The following is a 16,095-nucleotide window of genomic DNA, read 5'->3' as shown; positions in this document are numbered from 1 at the left end:
CCTTACAGGCTGAAATTGATAGCACTTATGATTCACAGGCTATGGAAGGCTGTTGTCCTTTCCTCTGGATGAATACCAGAAGCAGGCCTACTATGCTCAGTACTGCGCCACTGACCGGCACTGCCATATAACTCCAGCCCATGCTAAGTACGGCACCACCCGCTACAGCGCCAAGCGCATTACCCAGATTAAATGCCCCGATATTAACTGAGGACGCAAGTCCTGGTGCATCATGAGCGGTTGACATTACCCGCATCTGTAAAGGGGGTACCAGAGCAAAGGTAGCTATGCCCCAGATCACCAGTCCGACTGCTGCCCCCAGTGGACTTTTTGCCAGTAACGGAAAGAGCAGCATACTGACGATCAGCAATACAAAGAAACCGATTAGGGTTTTGTCCAGAGACAGGTCAGCAAATTTTCCGCCTAAATGATTGCCGATCGAGAAACCTATACCAATCAGTACCAGCATCAAGGTGATGAATCCTGGAGATGCCTGGGTAAATTCAACCAGGCTCGGGGCAATATAGGTATACAGGGTAAACATTGCACCAGAGGCCAATACTGTGGTCAGCATTGCTAGTATGACCGGTCTGCGTGTCAATACTTTCAGCTCAGCTCTTACATCAGGCCTACTACCTTTATGGTCTTTAGGTAAGGCTTTCCATAAAGATAGTATCGTTAGCAGACCAAGACCGGTAATTGCCAGAAAGGACATTCGCCAGCCAATATTTTGTCCAACCCAGGTTGCCAGAGGGACACCACCAATATTGGCAACAGTCAAACCCATAAACATAGCTGCTACTGCGCTGGTCTGTTTATGGACCGGAACGACACTGGCGGCTACTACAGACCCGATTCCAAAAAATGCACCGTGGTTTAAACTGGTGATAAGACGTGCACCCATCAGACTCATATAACTGGGAGAAACTGCTGCCAGCAAATTACCTATAGTGAAAATAGCCATAAGCAGAATAAGTGCCTTACGGCGGCTAAAGCTGCTAAACCATAAAGTCATCACTGGTGCGCCAAGCATTACGCCCAGCGCATAACCAGTAATCAGCATACCAGCTCTCGGAATAGAAACATCAAGATCCCCGGCAATATCAGGTAACAGTCCCATTGGCGAGAATTCGGTTGTACCAATCGCAAACGCACCGACTGCAAGGGCAAGCAGCGGAAAATTAATTTTCATCCGTACTTAATCCCATACTGGTGCTAGCTGCTCCGGACTGATTTCCCGTCCATTACGTTCAAGTTCGGCGATTTTCTGCATTTCTTCATGGCTCAGCAGAATTTTCTGGGCTTCTAGGTTACTGAGCAGATGCTCACGCTTGGTAGAAGATGGAATTACTGAAAAGCCCTGCTGCATAGCCCATGCCAGGGCAATCTGGGCGGTACTCGCTTCATGTAAGGCTGCAATACGCATAAGAACAGGGTCTTGCAGCACCTTGCCATAAGCCAGTGTCATATAAGAGGTAACCTGTATATTCTGGCTCTGCAGATATTGCACTAATGTACGGTTTTGCAAATAAGGGCTTAGCTCGATCTGGTTGGTTACAATCTGGTCTGGTCCAACTGCTGCAATCGCCTCTTCTGTCTGGGCAATATTGAAATTGGACACACCAATATGTTCGGTGAGTCCCAGCTTTTTGGCTTGATACAGGCTCTGCACCAGTTCAGCAGCAGAGTAGCCCAGACCGGGGGCTGGCCAATGAATGAGTGTCAAGTTCACAGCATCTGTCTGTAACTTGTGCAGGCTGTCCTTCAGGCTGGCAATCATCCGTTCTGGTGCATAATTTTCAGTCCAGATCTTGGTGGTTAAGAAAAGCTCCTGTCGGGAGACCTTACTTTGCTGTATGGCTGTACCAACTTCTGCTTCATTACCATAAATCTGGGCTGTATCAATCGCCCGGTATCCAACATCGAGTGCCTGGCTGACTGAATCAATGACGGTTTGACCGGACAGGCGAAAGGTACCTACACCGATTTTAGGAATAATCATCGTAACCTCGACTATTTTTAAAAGTTAAGATTATTTTGTCGGAAGCTTTGTTGCTAAAAAAGTAGATAATCTGCAAAATATTATTGTTAATTTGTCATTAATTGGATGTGATGAAATCTACTTTTGAAGAGCTGCAGGTTTTTGTCAGTATTGTGGATAGTGGTTCGATTGTTAAGGCGTCTGAACAGCTCGGCCAGTCAACTTCTGGTTTAAGCCGTATTTTGCAGCGTCTGGAGAGTAAGTTAAACGTTACGTTACTGGAACGTACTACCCGCAAGCTCTCGCTGACACAGGAAGGCCAGCTGTTTCTAGAGCGTGCACGCAAGATTATCAATGAGCTGAACGATGCTGAAGAGCTGCTGCTTAAATCTGACCACGAGGTTTCCGGTAAAATCCGGATCGACTCGGCCACCCCCTTTGTGCTACATGTAATTGCTCCACTCATGCAGAAATTTATGCAGCGCTATCCATATATTGAAATTGAACTGAACAGCCATGACCAGATTATTGACCTTTTAGAACATCGGACCGATGTGGCTATCCGTTTTGGTCAGCTGAATGATTCAAGTCTGCATGCTCGTTTACTCACTCAAAGCCGCTTATATATAGTTGCAAGCCCCGCTTATCTGGAACAGTATGGCACTCCACAAACTGCTGGGGAGCTATTGCAGCATCAGTTAATCGGGTTTAGTTCTCCCAAGCATTTGAACACTTGGCCTCTCAAACTGGGTAATGAATACTTTACCGCAACTGCACCAATTCGGGCATCTAATGGTGAGACTGTACGGCAGCTGGCCCTGTTGCATCATGGAATTACCTGCCTGTCTGAATTTCTGGTGGGTCAGGATCTGGCCCAGAACAGACTAGTTGCCTTGTTTGAAGACCAGATTGAATTACATTATCAGCCTATTCATGCGGTTTATTATCAGCAGGAACATTTACCAAAACGGGTCAGGCTACTGATCGAATATCTGGTACAGGAATTAAGCTCGGGTTTTCATTTTGAACCATTTACCTGAGAGGCTGGCACAGGCAAACGGAGCTCAAATAATGGGAGCCTGAGCTGTCTGGATGTCTGCAATAATTCGAGTCGTAAATGCTGCTGCTGTTGTGAACAGACAAACTCGATTTTAGGCTGGAGTAGACCTGTCATAATCAGCCCGTTTTCAGTAGGTTTCTTATAAAGATAATGCCACTCTGTGCTGGAAGGGAGTGCTGTAATTTTCCAGAGCTGATAGCCAGGCAGTGACTGCATTTTTAAATAACCTCCAATTAATGACTGACACAGTGCATTTTGAGAAGTATTCTGCTGATATTGTGGCTGGCAAGCTGCTAGCCATAGACAAATAAATAATAAAGTACAAGTTTTCATCAAGTTTTGCTCAATTTTAATTTTTTTCAGCTTAAACCTATGCTATAGAGCATTACAGACACAAAAAAATTTAAAAAAGCAGTACAGATATGGCATTTCACTACCAACTTCTTGCCAGTCAGCTGGCCGGAAAAATTCACAGCCAAGCTTTAAAAGCCGATCAGCGGCTCAGTTCTCTTCGGGATTTTGCCCGGCAGCATGAAGTGAGCCTCAGCACTGCACAAAGCTGTTATGAATTACTAGAAGCTCAAGGCTTAATTTATGTACGGCCCAGATCTGGCTATTTTGTGAAAGGGCAGTCATTACAAAACCCGTTACCCCGTCATTTAGATTTCCAGTCCAGACCGCGTGATGTCAGTAATCTTGAACTGCAAATTGAAATACAACAGGCTTCCATTCAGAATAATTTAGTACATCTGGGGGCTATCCAGCTATCACCACAACTGGTACCTGTAGAGGCTTTACGCCGTTCGATCCAGCGTGCGCTCAAGCATAGCCAGCCGGAAGACTTTCTATACAGTGACCGGCAGGGCCATAAAAAGTTACGTCAGGCTTTAAGCGAACACTGGGCAGAAGATGGCCTGTATATTCAGCCAGAAGATATTTTAATTACCAGTGGCTGTATGCCTGCGTTATCACTCATTATTCAGCAGCTTACTGAAGTGGGTGATAGCATTCTGGTACCAACCCCAAGTTTTAATGGCCAGTTACAGCTACTGGCCAGTCTGAAGCGTAAAATTATCGAAATACCGGCCAGCCATGCAGGCGTTGATCTGGACCGGCTGGAACAGATGATGCAAAGCGGGCAGGTAAAGGCCTGCCTGATGACTGCGAATTACCAAAATCCGCTCGGCTACTGTCTGAGCAATACAGAAAAGGCACAGATTGCACAGCTGGCAGAACGCTACCGCTGTTATGTGATTGAAGATGATATTTATGCTGAATGCGGCTTTAATCTGGAACGACCATTACCTATTAAGTACTGGGATCAGGCCGGTTACATCATCTACTGCGGTTCAGTTTCCAAGTCTTTATCATCTGCTTACCGCATTGGGTGGGTATGTATCAGCCAGCAGCTACAGTCTTTTAGAATTGGGTTATTAAATGGAAATGCCATCGTTAATACACCATTGCAGCTTGCACTGGCCGATCTGATATATAGCCGTAGTTACAGTGAACATTTAAATAGTTTACGCCCCCGTCTTATGCAGCAGGTAAGACAATATCAGGAATATATTTTAAAGGTTTTTCAAGGCGTTAAAATCGGTCTAAGTCAGCCTGAGGGTGGTTATGCCCTGTGGCTGGAATTTCCGGTGCAGATTGACGGACTGGAAATGTATCATTTTGCACAGCAGCATGGCATTAATATTGTACCGGGAGAAGTATTTGGAGAAGACCGGCGCTATCGGCATTTTATCCGTTTAAATGCCGGACATGGCTTAAGTCATGAGATCTGCCAGTCGATTGATAAACTGGCAGAATGGGTAAAACAAAAACTTGATAACACAGACAGTTAGTCAAAATCTGCTTTTAAAACCACCCGGTAACGTACTTGACCTGAGTGCAGGCGTTCAATAGCTTCATTAATCTGTGACATTGGAAACAGTTCAATCTGTGGAGCAATATTTTTACGTGCTGCAAACTTGAGTAACTGACGTAAAGCCGCCGGTGAACCGGTGGGTGAGCCCGTCACTGATTTGTTCCCTCCAATAAGGGTTCCTACTGGTACCTGCATCGGTTCAAGGGTGAGTCCCAACATATGTACGGTACCATGTGGTGCCAGTGTGTGCAGATAGGATTTCCAGTCCAGACTGACATTGACGGTACTGAGCAATAAGTCAAACTTGCCGTATTGGTCTTTAAGTGCCGCAGAATCACGGCTGTTTACTACGTGGTCTGCACCCATGTCAATCAGCTCGGGTGTTTTATCCAGACTGGAAGTGAAGGCGGTAATTTCGCAGCCCCATGCTTTAAGCAGCTTGATGGCCATATGGCCCAAGCCCCCAATTCCGATAACACCGACATGATGTACAGATTGAATTTGATGTTTCAATAAAGGGTCAAAAACAGTAATACCACCACAGAGCAGGGGGCCGGCACTTTGTGGATCCAGATCATCGGGAAGAGGAATCGCCCATTGCCAGTCGGCACGTACTTTTTCAGCAAAACCGCCAGCATGGTCAACAATAGTCGCTTTAGAGCCACCATTACACATTACCTGATCACCGGCAATACAGTAATCACAATGCTGACAGCTTTCTGCTGTCCAGCCGATACCCACACGTTGACCCAGTTGCAAGCCTCTGGCTTCTGAGCCTAAGCCAATAATTGTACCGATAATTTCATGACCAGCCACAACCGGATAAACCGAACTGCCCCAGTCATTATTTAGTACTGAAATATCAGAGTGACACAAGCCACAGTACTCAACCTTGACTTCAACCTGATGTGGCTGTAAATCACCGGCATCGAACTCATAGGGAACCAGTGCCGCACCTGGCTGCATGGCAGCATAGGCACGAATAGTATTCTTCTGACTCATAATAACTCCTTGGCAGAAAAGCGGATGTTTGGCTTAGACTTAAATTTACAGCTATTTTCATGATCATCAACCATACCGACTGCCTGCATAAAAGCATAACAGGTCGTCGGTCCAACAAATTTGAAACCATATTTTTTTAAAGTTTTTGAAAGTGCAAGACTGGTCTCTGTCTGGGCAGGAGCCTGACGAAAATCTGTTACATTCCGATATAAAGGTTGACCATCGACAACTTGCCATAACCAGTGGCTTACATCACCGACTTCAGCTTTAAATTTTTGCCAGGCAACTGCGTTGTCACGAATAGCCTTCAACTTGCCCAAGTGACGGATAAGACCTGAATCCTGCATTTTTTGCTGTAACGACTCATCACTCAAGCCGGCAATCTCAGCAATCGGATATTGAAAAAAATGCTGCCGATAAGCCTCGCGCTTTTTCAAAACAGTAATCCAGGAGAGGCCGGCTTGCTGACCTTCCAGACACAGCATTTCAAATAGGCGTTGCTCATCATATTCAGGTTTTCCCCACTCTTGGTCATGATAGGCAATATAAAGCGGGTCATCTGAGCACCATCCGCAGCGCTGAGGGGTCATCATGGTGCTCCCTGAGTGGTTTAACTTAAGGTTCTTAAATAGTAAATCTTATCCACTCACTGGTAAGATTATTCCAAAAATATAGTTCGGCAATAGTAAGATCGTCAAACTTTAACCAGCAATCTTTACCATTCTTATCATTAAAACCTGTGCTGATCATCAGTGCATCTTCAGTAATTTCCATTATCCAGCCTTGGTAATTCTGTCCGGCCAGCACAATTTTCTGCTGGTTTCCAGATTCTGCAAACTCGACCAGCCGTTGAATTAAAGCTTCTGACATATTTTTTTCCTAACGCAGATACAGATATGGATTCACTGCACCACGACCTTTGCCTTGCAGATAAATTCCATAATGAAGATGAGGGGCTGTATGACGGGCATTACCAGTATTGCCTACGTAACCGATGAGCTGTCCCTTTTTAATATAATCACCGACTTCCAGACCTCTTTTGTGCCCATCAAGATGGGCATAATAGTGCCAGCTGCCACCTGGTCCCAAAATCCAGATGACTTTACCTCCAAGATTGTTATTGCGCAGATCTGCGATCAGCCCCTCTGTGGCACTATAAACTTTTGTACCGCGTGGAGACATAATATCAATACCTTCATGAGTGCGTCCTTTACTACGTGACACTCCCCAGGTATCACTGAGTTGTTGACGCTCCACGCTCTTCACTGGAACCGGCAAACGTGAAGCAAGCTGCATACGATGAAGTTTACTTACTTGGGCAGCGGGTAGGGCAGAAGGTTTTTTCGGCGCAGTGGTACAGGCCGCTATCAAGATAAAACACAAACTTAAAAAAATATAACCGGCAAAACGTGACACACGACTTCCTTGATTAAATAAGTTTATAAAATGACAGTAACCAGTATGTCATCACTCGATAAGCTGAATCAATTTTTTCATAGCCGTTGGCAGACCACGCATTAGAGCCTGTTCAGGACTCAGCCATTCACCACCCAGTTCAGTCTGTAGAAACTCACGTTGTTCTGGTTCCACGTGGAACAGATAGGTATCTAGCAGCCAGGTAAAATGAGTGAAGCCATGTGTAATCTGAACAGGTGCTTGCTTCTGCTTTAAACCATATTGTGCCAGCAGCTGAGAAAACTGCTGCTTATCTTCAATTATAGGCAGACAATACAAGCCGCCCCAGAGACCGCTAGCTGGCCGCTGCTGCCATAACCATTGGTCTTGGCTTTGTAATAATAAGATATGGCCCTGTTTCAGCGGCACAGGCTTTTTTGGTTTTTTATAAGGCAATTCAGTTTCTAACCCTTGCTGATGGGCAAGACAGTGCTGCTGCATCGGGCAGTAAAGGCATAACGGTTTTTTGGGTGTACAAATGGTAGCACCCAGATCCATGATAGCTTGCGTATAATCATGGTTACGTTCAGTCGGACATAGCTCTTCTGCCAGTTTCCAGAGCCTGCGTTCTTGTGCCGGCTGGCTCAAATCTTCTTCAATTGCAAAAAAGCGTGCCAGTACCCGTTTAACATTGCCATCCATAATGACACCGTACTGGCGCAATCCGAGTGACATTAATGCGCCTGCTGTCGAGCGGCCTATACCGGGCAAAGCAATCCAGCCCTCAAGGCTGTCTGGAAATTTACCTTCACGGCTAACTATTTCAGCTGCTTTATGCAGATTTCGGGCACGTGCATAATAGCCCAGTCCAGCCCAGTATGGGGCTACTTCATCCCAACTAGCCAGTCCCAAGTCATTTACAGTAGGAAACCGCTGGATAAAGCGTTCGAAATATTGCAGCACAGTCTTGACCTGGGTTTGTTGAAGCATAATTTCTGAAACCCAGACTTTATAGGGATCATCACTGACTTGCCAAGGCAGATCATGCCGGCCATGAACATCAAACCATTCAAGTAAAGCATGTGAAAAGGAAAATTCGGACATATAAATTTCAGGCAAGAATTACCTAGAGATTATAGCTGAACTACAGCGAGAATAGATTTTTTAGTTGGAAAAAGGCTGTTTCATGGCAGGGGTTTTAAACAGCTTAAAGATTAAGTATTAAAGATAAATAGCACCGTTATAGTAAACGGCAGAAATCATTAAACCCAGTAACCAGGATAAAAGATGATGCCCTAGGCATCATCTACTCATTTATTCTTCGTCCAGTATTCCCCAGCGCTCGTCCAGTCTTAAAGCCTGACCCGCATAGCGTGGAATAATATGGATATGGAGATGCTGGGAAGCTTCTCCAAAGACAGAACCATCATTAAAGCCGATATGGAAACCTTCAGGCTGATGACGAATTTTAAGTTCATTACGCGCCAGTTCCAGAAGCGACATCAGACTTTTACGTTCTTTATCAGTGACATCGAAAAATGAACTGATATGGCGCAGGGGAATAATAACAGAATGTCCCTTAGATAACGGTTTTGGCTCAGGCAAAATGGCACCAAAGTCATTTTTATCAATCACATCATATTCATCAAAGTCACAATATGGACAATTATTTTCAATCATGATTATACCCTCATCGTTTTATTTATAGGTTGAATCTATGCAGTAAGGTAATCAGCACCTTACTGCGGTTTTAATCTTTTATAGGTTAAAGGTGACGTTGTAGCAAATCATACATGGCCTTTAAGCTTTGTCGCTCTGCTTCTGCGTTATAGCCCAGATCTACTCCATTGGCCCGGGCACGTTCATCGGCTAATGGATTACTAAAACCATGTTTTGCTGCTTCAAATACAATAACATCATGCTCTACACCGGCTGCCTGCATTTCCTGCTTGAAACTGGCTACATCATCTAGAGTGACCATGCTGTCGAGTTCACCGTGCAATACCAGAACTTCAGCCTGAATTTTTCCAGGCTGTGCCGGCTCTTTTGCAGAGAGATTACCGTGAAAAGTAGCAACGGCTTTAAGTGGTGCACCTGAGCGTGCCAGATCAAGGACGACCTTGCCCCCATAGCAAAAGCCTATTGCTGCCAGTTTATCCGGATTTACTTCATTTTGTTCAGCCAGAGCCTTTAGGCCAGCTGACGCACGAGTCACTATTGTGTCCGGATCCTGAAAAGTTTGAGTCATCCATTCATTGGCTTGGCCCGCATCGGTAGTTACCTTTTTGTCACCATACATATCAATTGCAAGTGCAGCATAACCATGCTCAGCCAGCTCACGGGCACGTTGTTCAGTATATTCAGTTCTGCCCCACCATTCTGGCGCTACAATCACACCCGCTACTGGTGCATCAGATTCTGGCGCAGCAAAATAGCCAACTAAGTTGGTACCATCTGCTGCGTTATAATGAATTTCGCGGGTTTTGATTGTTGAAGTCATTCTGATCAATCCTTGTATAAACTTAAGAGAATGACCTGATTAAATCATAAAAAATATTTAAAATGACTGAAAAGAAAAAGAATATGAAAGAAGAAATGTGAAAATTTATGTTTTGAATAAGATGAAAAAATAAAAAAGAAGGATAAATCCTTCTTTTTTATAACACGATGAATATATATTTATACTCGGCCGCGTGAGATAAAACCAACGATTGCCAGAATAACTGCAATCACAAGCAGAATCACTGCAAAGTCTTTAGATAAGCCTGCTACGCCACCGAAACCTAACAGACTTGCAATTAGTGCAATCACCGCAAAAATAATCGCCCAACGAAACATGATTTATCTCCATAATTTTTTATTAATGTGTTTTTAGTATAGAGAGCAAAATAAAATATAAGTGTGAGCTTTGTGTTTAAAAATTATACCAGGTATTGCGTTAAGTAAATGATTTGTGAGAGATGTATTTTTTAAAAGTCAAAACACACAATGATATACTGTTCAGGTAGTAAATTTGTATGAAGTATTATGGTGAAGCCGTTGCGTCCACAGTTTTGGAAAGTCTATCCACTTGAACAACTTAGCCCGGAAGAGTGGGAAGCGCTTTGTGATGGCTGTGGTTTGTGTTGTCTGGTCAAACTTGAAGATGAAGAGACTCAAGAGGTTGCCTATACCAAAGTTGCCTGTAAATTACTGGACTGCAAGACAGCGCGGTGCAGTGATTATACCAACCGGAAACAGCAGGTTCCTGACTGTATCCAGCTGACTCCAGAAAAGCTCGCTACAATTCACTGGTTACCTCCGAGTTGTGCTTATCGCCGTCTGTCTGAAGGTAAAAATTTACCTTCATGGCACTATTTGAATACCGGTAGCCGCCAAAGTGTGATGAAAGCCAAAAAATCAGCAGCCGGCCGCTGTATTTCTGAACTGGACATTGAGGAAGACCAGATAGAAGAATATATCGTGCGCTGGGTACGTTAAATTAAAAATAAAAGAGAAGTATCTCAAGCTTCTCTTTTATTCTATCTCATCCGAGCTTGGCCTGAATCCGTTCTTTCCATGAGGTCCGGATAATAGTAAGGCTGGAACTTAAGCCAAGTAAAATCATAATTGAGGCTACAATTAAATCTGGCCAGACCTGCTGTGTTCCAAATACGCCTACAGCTGCCAGAACTACCGCAACGTTACCAATTGCATCATTACGACTGCACAGCCATACTGACTTCATGTTGGCTTCACCATCCCGAAAAGCATATAGAATCAGGGCAGTCAGGATATTCGCGATCAGTGCCAGTGTACCAATAATACCCATAGTAATCGCTTCTGGTGGTACACCATGTATATAGGACCAGACCACTTTGCCCAGAACAATGAAAGCAAAAACCAGCATCATCAGTCCTTTTAACAGGGCAGCTGTTGCGCGCCAGTATAATCCAAGACCCAGTACAAAAATAGAAATCAGGTAATTGAAAGAATCTCCTGCAAAATCCAGTGCATCAGCCCAGAGTGAAGTGGAACCTGTATGTGCTCCACCTGTAACCTCAACAATAAACATAGTGAAATTTAAAAATAGGGCTATCCACAGCGCATTTCTGAATTTACGGCTTTTGGCCTGTGTTTCCTGACAACTACAGCAACCTGCCATTATTCAACTCCTGAAAGATCAGATAGAATAATTAAAAAGTCTGGAGTAACTCCAGAGTCAAGAGGGGAATGTATGCTGTATTCGATTGGTGAACTGGCCAGGAAAAGTAAAATTTCGGTAGACAGTATCCGCTTTTATGAAAAGAAAAATCTGCTTTCGCTGCCATTACGGGGTAATAATAACTATCGTTATTATGATGACACTGCGCTTGAACAGCTTATCTTTATCCGGCATTGCCGTGAACTGGGAATGTCACTTAAAGAAATTGGGCAGCTGACTGAACTGTTGAAAAAACCGCAGCAACAGTGCAATACAGTTGATCAACTGCTAGAAGATCATTTGGGACATATTGAACAAAAACTTCAACGCCTTGAAAATTTCCGTACAAAGTTACAGCAGCTGCGCCAGACCTGTCGGGCTGACCTTACTATTCAGGACTGCAAAATTGTTTCTGGCCTTAAGCACCCTGAACCATAAGCTTTAACTTCCCTGAAAATTAACTAAATCAAAAGGAAATATTTGGTAAAGCAATACTTTGATTAAATCGGACAGATATATTCATTCATTTGTATGATGGAAAATATAGTCAGAATTTAAGAGAGAAGTGATGTATAACAATAAATTCCGCATAACATCCATACTATTTTTTAGCCTGTTTACCTTGTATGGCTGTAATTCAAATCAGGGACACACTAATACTCCGGAAAGCCATCAACAGGCTGACCAGACTTCAACTTCTAAGCAGTTACAGACATTTAAAGTACAGCAAATTACCCAGTTTAATGAACCTTGGGCACTCGCTGTTCTACCTGACCAGCGACTACTGGTCACTGAACGAAAAGGTCAGCTCAAGCTATTTGACCCGCTGACAAAACGTACAGTAAATATCACAGGTCTGCCTGAAGTAGCATACGGTGGGCAAGGCGGTCTGGGCGATATCGTATTGCATCCAAATTTTAATCAAAACCAGTGGGTTTACTATAGTTATGCGGAAAAAGGTGCTGGAGGACAGGGAGCAGCTGTCGCCAGAGCCCGGCTGGACCTGAACAGTGCAGCACCAGCTTTAAAAAACCATGAAGTAATCTGGCGTCAGATACCAAAAGTTTCGGGGCAAGGCCATTATGGTCATCGTCTGGCTTTTGACCATGAAGGAAAACTCTGGATTGCCTCAGGTGAGCGCCAGAAGTTTACGCCGGCACAGGATATGAAATCTAATCTTGGGAAAGTACTGCGTCTAAACGATGACGGTACGCCGGCCAGTAATAATCCATTTGCACAGCAGGGTAGAGTAACCGCCGAGATCTGGTCACTCGGCCATCGAAATCCGCTTGGGATTGCATTTGATGCTAAAAATCAGCTCTGGGTCGTAGAAATGGGACCGAAAGGTGGGGATGAGCTGAACCTGATTAGAAAGGGGAAAAATTATGGTTATCCCATCGTTTCCAATGGAGATCATTATGATGGTAAACCGATTCCTGACCATTCAACCCGACCTGAATTTCAAAAACCCGAGCTAAGCTGGACACCTGTCATTTCTCCCTCGAGTCTGCTGATTTATCAAGGCCGGCAATTTCCCAAGTGGCAGGGGAAGGCACTGATTGGAGGGCTGTCTTCAGAGGCTTTGATTATCGTAGAGCTGGAGCAAAACCCGGCGAAAGAAATTCAGCGTATTGATATGAAAGAACGTATTCGGGGATTACAGGAAGCTCAGGATGGTTCGATCTGGGTTATTGAGGATGGCAAAAATGCAAAACTTTTGAAACTAACGGCTGGCGTATGAAGCATCCGGGTATGAAGCTGATATTTTAGCCAGAATATTTGCTATTTTTGCCCCGCACTTATATACAGTACTGCTTAAAAACTGCCGTGCAGCAGCCTGAAAATACGCTACTATAAAAGCTTATACAGTAATGCAAAAAGAATATGTCAGATACTCAAATCCCTCTACCTGAACGTCTGCGTCCACGTGACCTCTCAGAAATTATCGGACAGGATCATCTGCTCGGTGAGCAGGCACCTTTACGGCAGATGATTGATCAGGGGCATTTGCCTTCTATTATTTTCTGGGGTCCACCGGGTGTGGGTAAAACTACTATTGCCTTGCTTCTGGCACAGGCTGTAGATCGACCTTTTATTAGCCTTTCAGCGCTCAATACTGGGGTTAAAGAACTACGGGAAATTATTGCTGAAAGTGGCGATCTGCTGACACCTGTAGTTTTTATTGATGAAATTCATCGCTTTAACAAGTCTCAGCAGGATGCGCTATTAAATGCGGTAGAGAAAGGTAAAATCACCTTAATCGGAGCGACAACTGAGAACCCGTCTTTTGAGGTAAATGGTGCGCTTTTGTCACGCTGCCAGGTTTATACCTTAAATATTCTTGATAGCGAATCTATTCAAACCTTGCTTGATAAAGCACTTCAAACAGATGAATTTTTAAAAGAACGACATATCCAGATTGAAGAATATGATGCACTCATCCAGTTTGCTGCTGGAGATGCTCGCAAAGCACTCAATCTACTTGATCTGATTGCCAGTACCTTTGAATCCGGCCTTGAAAATATAATTAATAATGCCATCGTGGTTAAGGTTGCACAGCAGAATATCGCACGTTACGACAAATCCGGTGAACAGCATTATGATTTAGTATCAGCATTTATTAAGTCAATTCGGGGAAGTGATCCGGATGCAACTTTGTACTGGATGGCCCGGATGCTTAAAGGTGGAGAAGATCCGGTATTTATTGCTCGCCGTATGCTGATTGCAGCATCAGAAGATATTGGCAATTCTAATCCGAATGCACTTTTACTGGCTGGAGAATGCTTCCGTTCAGTTCAGGCAGTGGGTATGCCTGAAGCACGGATTATTTTAGGTCAGACAGCAGTATATCTTGCCACCAGTGCGAAAAGTAATAGTACTTATCTGGCAATTAATAAAGCCTTGGCCTTGGCCGAGAAAACTGCCAACCTGCCTGTTCCCCTACATTTAAGAAATGCGCCTACTAAACTGATGAAAGATCAAGGTTATGGAGTGAATTATCTATATCCGCACGATTATCCGGAGCATTTTGTATTACAGGAGTACTTGCCCCCTGAGCTAAAAGGTACTCAATTGTATGAGTCGGCACGTAATAAGCGGGAAGTAGAAGGTGAGAAGCTACAACAGCGCCGCTGGCAGCAACAACAGCAACAGTAAATCAAGGCCCGAACCCGGGCTCTTGTTTTTAGGATTTAAAAAGTCTGTTAATGATATTCAGCCTATTTTTCTAGATATTATTTTGAATAAGTTGAGTCTTCCGATAAGCCATTTTTATTTTCAGTATATTTATTTATATTTACTTAATGGGTTATATAAAAAAGAAAAAAATTTCATTAAATATTTTAAAGTTATTTATTCTCTTAATTTTAAGAGTATAAGTTAGTAATTGGCTGGAGATAAATTTTTTAAATAGAAAATTCCAAAATTTTTAATCTTTAGGCACTCTATATAAGGAATTTAAATTACGTAAAATATTTAATAGTATTTTTTTATAGCTAAAAAACTCAATTTTTATAAGTTTACATTGAACACTAATTGTACAAATAAAAGTAACCTAGTTAAAATTTAAACTCTATAAAATGACACTAGCTCAACATAGAAAACAGCTTTTTAGCATCAAAACAACATATTAAATTTAATTAAATTCTCATAATTAATATATCAAATAGATGGCTGGAGAGTAACCTATGAGACTTAATACAATCGACTGGATTGCATATGCTTTAACAATTATTGGTGGAATTAACTGGGGCCTAGTTGGTGCATTTAATTTTGATCTAGTTGCTGCAATTTTTGGTGAAATGAGTACTCTATCCCGAATTATTTATGTATTGGTTGGTTTGTCTGCACTTTATCTAATTTATACGGGTACTAAACTGGGTAAAACAGTGCACCATGACCCTCATGCAAAAGTTGTTCGCTAAGTAAGCCTAATATTATAAATTTTATATAAAAATGGAGTCTTGGCTCCATTTTTATTTTTATAAATTACCATTTTTACCTTTTACTTAATATTTAAAAGCCACTCTATAAATATTAGCTTATAGCTGTTCTATTATTTTTTGTAAATTTCCTACTGCTGCTTTACAGTTAAATATTAAATTTCTATTTTAAAAATTAACTTCTTATTTTAATAGAAAATATTTAATCAATACTATGGCGAATTCAAACATGAGGTGCGACAGTTTGAAAAGTCTTATGATAATCAACAAGCTGAGCAAATTTCTCTAATGGTGTAAGCCAATCTAACGCTTTTCTAGGACGAGTATTCAGTGACATGGCAACTTGATTTAAATAATGCTGATCTGCCTGATTTAAATCAATCCCTTTAGGTAAATATTGCCTAATTAAACCATTCATATTTTCGCATGTGCCTTTTTGCCAGGGTGAATGTGGGTCACAGAAATATACATCTATGCCTAAATCTTCTTCAAGTATTTTATGTTCTGCCATCTCGCGTCCACGGTCATAGGTCAACGTTTTACGCAGTTCTGCAGGTAAATATTTCAGAGCTTCAGTTAAAGCCTTGCGCACTGATTCTGCCTTTGCATCAGGTAATGTTGCCAAGATACAGAGCCGTGTATTTCGTTCAATAAGTGTTG

20 protein-coding genes are annotated in these 16,095 nt (G+C 42.8%); 7 read left to right on the top strand and 13 right to left on the bottom strand.

Features of this window, described 5'->3' with window-relative positions; genetic code table 11:
- Positions 1-25: 25 nt before the first annotated feature.
- Together J502_RS09490 and dkgB are read right to left on the bottom strand one after the other, a co-directional pair.
- Positions 26-1,192, bottom strand: a complete 1,167-nt coding sequence (locus J502_RS09490; RefSeq protein WP_005017665.1) for an MFS transporter — start codon at positions 1,190-1,192, stop codon at positions 26-28.
- Between the two features lie 6 nt (positions 1,193-1,198).
- Positions 1,199-2,002 carry a 2,5-didehydrogluconate reductase DkgB gene (gene dkgB / locus J502_RS09485; protein WP_005017667.1) on the bottom strand — a complete coding sequence of 268 codons (804 nt, stop codon included), beginning with the start codon at positions 2,000-2,002 and terminating at the stop codon, positions 1,199-1,201.
- Positions 2,003-2,112: 110 nt separating this feature from the next.
- Here dkgB and J502_RS09480 point away from each other — a divergent pair, with 110 nt between their 5' ends.
- Entirely contained in the window at positions 2,113-3,021 is a 909-nt protein-coding gene (locus J502_RS09480) for a LysR family transcriptional regulator (protein WP_005023922.1), read from the top strand.
- Here the strand turns inward: J502_RS09480 and J502_RS09475 are convergent.
- Positions 3,000-3,374 (bottom strand): hypothetical protein, encoded by a 375-nt coding sequence (locus J502_RS09475; protein ID WP_005017672.1) that lies wholly within the window; start codon positions 3,372-3,374, stop codon positions 3,000-3,002. The two genes, J502_RS09480 and J502_RS09475, sit on opposite strands and share 22 nt — an antisense overlap.
- Before the next feature lie 89 nt (positions 3,375-3,463).
- Here J502_RS09475 and J502_RS09470 point away from each other — a divergent pair, with 89 nt between their 5' ends.
- Positions 3,464-4,891, top strand: coding sequence for an aminotransferase-like domain-containing protein (locus J502_RS09470; RefSeq protein WP_034683918.1), 1,428 nt, complete (start codon positions 3,464-3,466; stop codon positions 4,889-4,891).
- On the opposite strand, the gene ahr is transcribed toward J502_RS09470, so the two are convergent.
- The 8 genes from ahr to J502_RS16440 form a co-directional block, all read right to left on the bottom strand.
- Positions 4,888-5,916, bottom strand: coding sequence for an NADPH-dependent aldehyde reductase Ahr (gene ahr / locus J502_RS09465; RefSeq protein ID WP_034683916.1), 1,029 nt, complete (start codon positions 5,914-5,916; stop codon positions 4,888-4,890). The genes J502_RS09470 and ahr overlap by 4 nt on opposite strands.
- On the bottom strand, positions 5,913-6,506 hold the full coding sequence (locus J502_RS09460; RefSeq protein ID WP_026056665.1) for a DNA-3-methyladenine glycosylase I: 594 nt from the start codon (positions 6,504-6,506) through the stop codon (positions 5,913-5,915). Before J502_RS09460 ends, ahr begins: the two co-directional genes overlap by 4 nt.
- A gap of 34 nt (positions 6,507-6,540) precedes the next feature.
- A complete protein-coding gene (locus J502_RS09455; protein WP_017401145.1) occupies positions 6,541-6,786 on the bottom strand; it encodes a hypothetical protein in 246 nt (81 codons plus the stop codon).
- 9 nt (positions 6,787-6,795) lie between these two features.
- Positions 6,796-7,332 carry a M23 family metallopeptidase gene (locus tag J502_RS09450; protein WP_005407228.1) on the bottom strand — a complete coding sequence of 179 codons (537 nt, stop codon included), beginning with the start codon at positions 7,330-7,332 and terminating at the stop codon, positions 6,796-6,798.
- A gap of 51 nt (positions 7,333-7,383) precedes the next feature.
- Positions 7,384-8,415 carry an A/G-specific adenine glycosylase gene (gene mutY / locus J502_RS09445; RefSeq protein ID WP_034683914.1) on the bottom strand — a complete coding sequence of 344 codons (1,032 nt, stop codon included), beginning with the start codon at positions 8,413-8,415 and terminating at the stop codon, positions 7,384-7,386.
- A 210-nt stretch (positions 8,416-8,625) separates the two neighbouring features.
- Positions 8,626-8,991, bottom strand: coding sequence for an HIT family protein (locus J502_RS09440; RefSeq protein ID WP_005023934.1), 366 nt, complete (start codon positions 8,989-8,991; stop codon positions 8,626-8,628).
- Positions 8,992-9,076: 85 nt separating this feature from the next.
- Positions 9,077-9,811: a dienelactone hydrolase family protein gene (locus J502_RS09435; RefSeq protein WP_005404676.1), complete on the bottom strand. Its 735-nt coding sequence runs from the start codon at positions 9,809-9,811 to the stop codon at positions 9,077-9,079.
- A 179-nt stretch (positions 9,812-9,990) separates the two neighbouring features.
- Positions 9,991-10,149: a DUF1328 domain-containing protein gene (locus J502_RS16440; protein WP_005017692.1), complete on the bottom strand. Its 159-nt coding sequence runs from the start codon at positions 10,147-10,149 to the stop codon at positions 9,991-9,993.
- Positions 10,150-10,338: 189 nt separating this feature from the next.
- Between J502_RS16440 and J502_RS09425 the strand changes: the two genes are divergently transcribed.
- Positions 10,339-10,791, top strand: coding sequence for a YcgN family cysteine cluster protein (locus J502_RS09425; protein WP_005023938.1), 453 nt, complete (start codon positions 10,339-10,341; stop codon positions 10,789-10,791).
- Positions 10,792-10,837: 46 nt separating this feature from the next.
- Here the strand turns inward: J502_RS09425 and J502_RS09420 are convergent, their stop codons facing one another.
- On the bottom strand, positions 10,838-11,455 hold the full coding sequence (locus J502_RS09420) for a cation efflux transmembrane domain-containing protein (RefSeq protein WP_005017694.1): 618 nt from the start codon (positions 11,453-11,455) through the stop codon (positions 10,838-10,840).
- Between the two features lie 72 nt (positions 11,456-11,527).
- Between J502_RS09420 and J502_RS09415 the strand changes: the two genes are divergently transcribed.
- The 4 genes from J502_RS09415 (at position 11,528) to J502_RS09400 (ending at position 15,417) form a co-directional block, all read left to right on the top strand.
- The gene (locus tag J502_RS09415) at positions 11,528-11,932 is read left to right on the top strand and encodes a MerR family transcriptional regulator (RefSeq protein ID WP_005017695.1); all 405 of its coding nucleotides are present in this window, start codon (positions 11,528-11,530) and stop codon (positions 11,930-11,932) included.
- A gap of 130 nt (positions 11,933-12,062) precedes the next feature.
- Complete coding sequence (locus J502_RS09410; RefSeq protein ID WP_034683913.1) at positions 12,063-13,235, top strand: PQQ-dependent sugar dehydrogenase; 1,173 nt, start codon at positions 12,063-12,065, stop codon at positions 13,233-13,235.
- A 143-nt stretch (positions 13,236-13,378) separates the two neighbouring features.
- The gene (locus J502_RS09405; protein ID WP_034683911.1) at positions 13,379-14,650 is read left to right on the top strand and encodes a replication-associated recombination protein A; all 1,272 of its coding nucleotides are present in this window, start codon (positions 13,379-13,381) and stop codon (positions 14,648-14,650) included.
- Between the two features lie 530 nt (positions 14,651-15,180).
- Positions 15,181-15,417, top strand: a complete 237-nt coding sequence (locus J502_RS09400) for a DUF378 domain-containing protein (RefSeq protein WP_005017702.1) — start codon at positions 15,181-15,183, stop codon at positions 15,415-15,417.
- Between the two features lie 241 nt (positions 15,418-15,658).
- On the opposite strand, the gene J502_RS09395 is transcribed toward J502_RS09400, so the two are convergent.
- A partial coding sequence (locus J502_RS09395) for an IS30 family transposase (RefSeq protein WP_034683909.1) occupies positions 15,659-16,095 on the bottom strand: 437 nt, incomplete at its 5' end.

It is taken from the genome of Acinetobacter sp. 1294596 (assembly GCF_000582925.1).
Classification (GTDB): Bacteria; Pseudomonadota; Gammaproteobacteria; order Pseudomonadales; family Moraxellaceae; genus Acinetobacter; species Acinetobacter radioresistens.
Note: the sequence above shows the minus strand (reverse complement) of the source record. Positions and strands in the feature narration are given on the sequence as shown.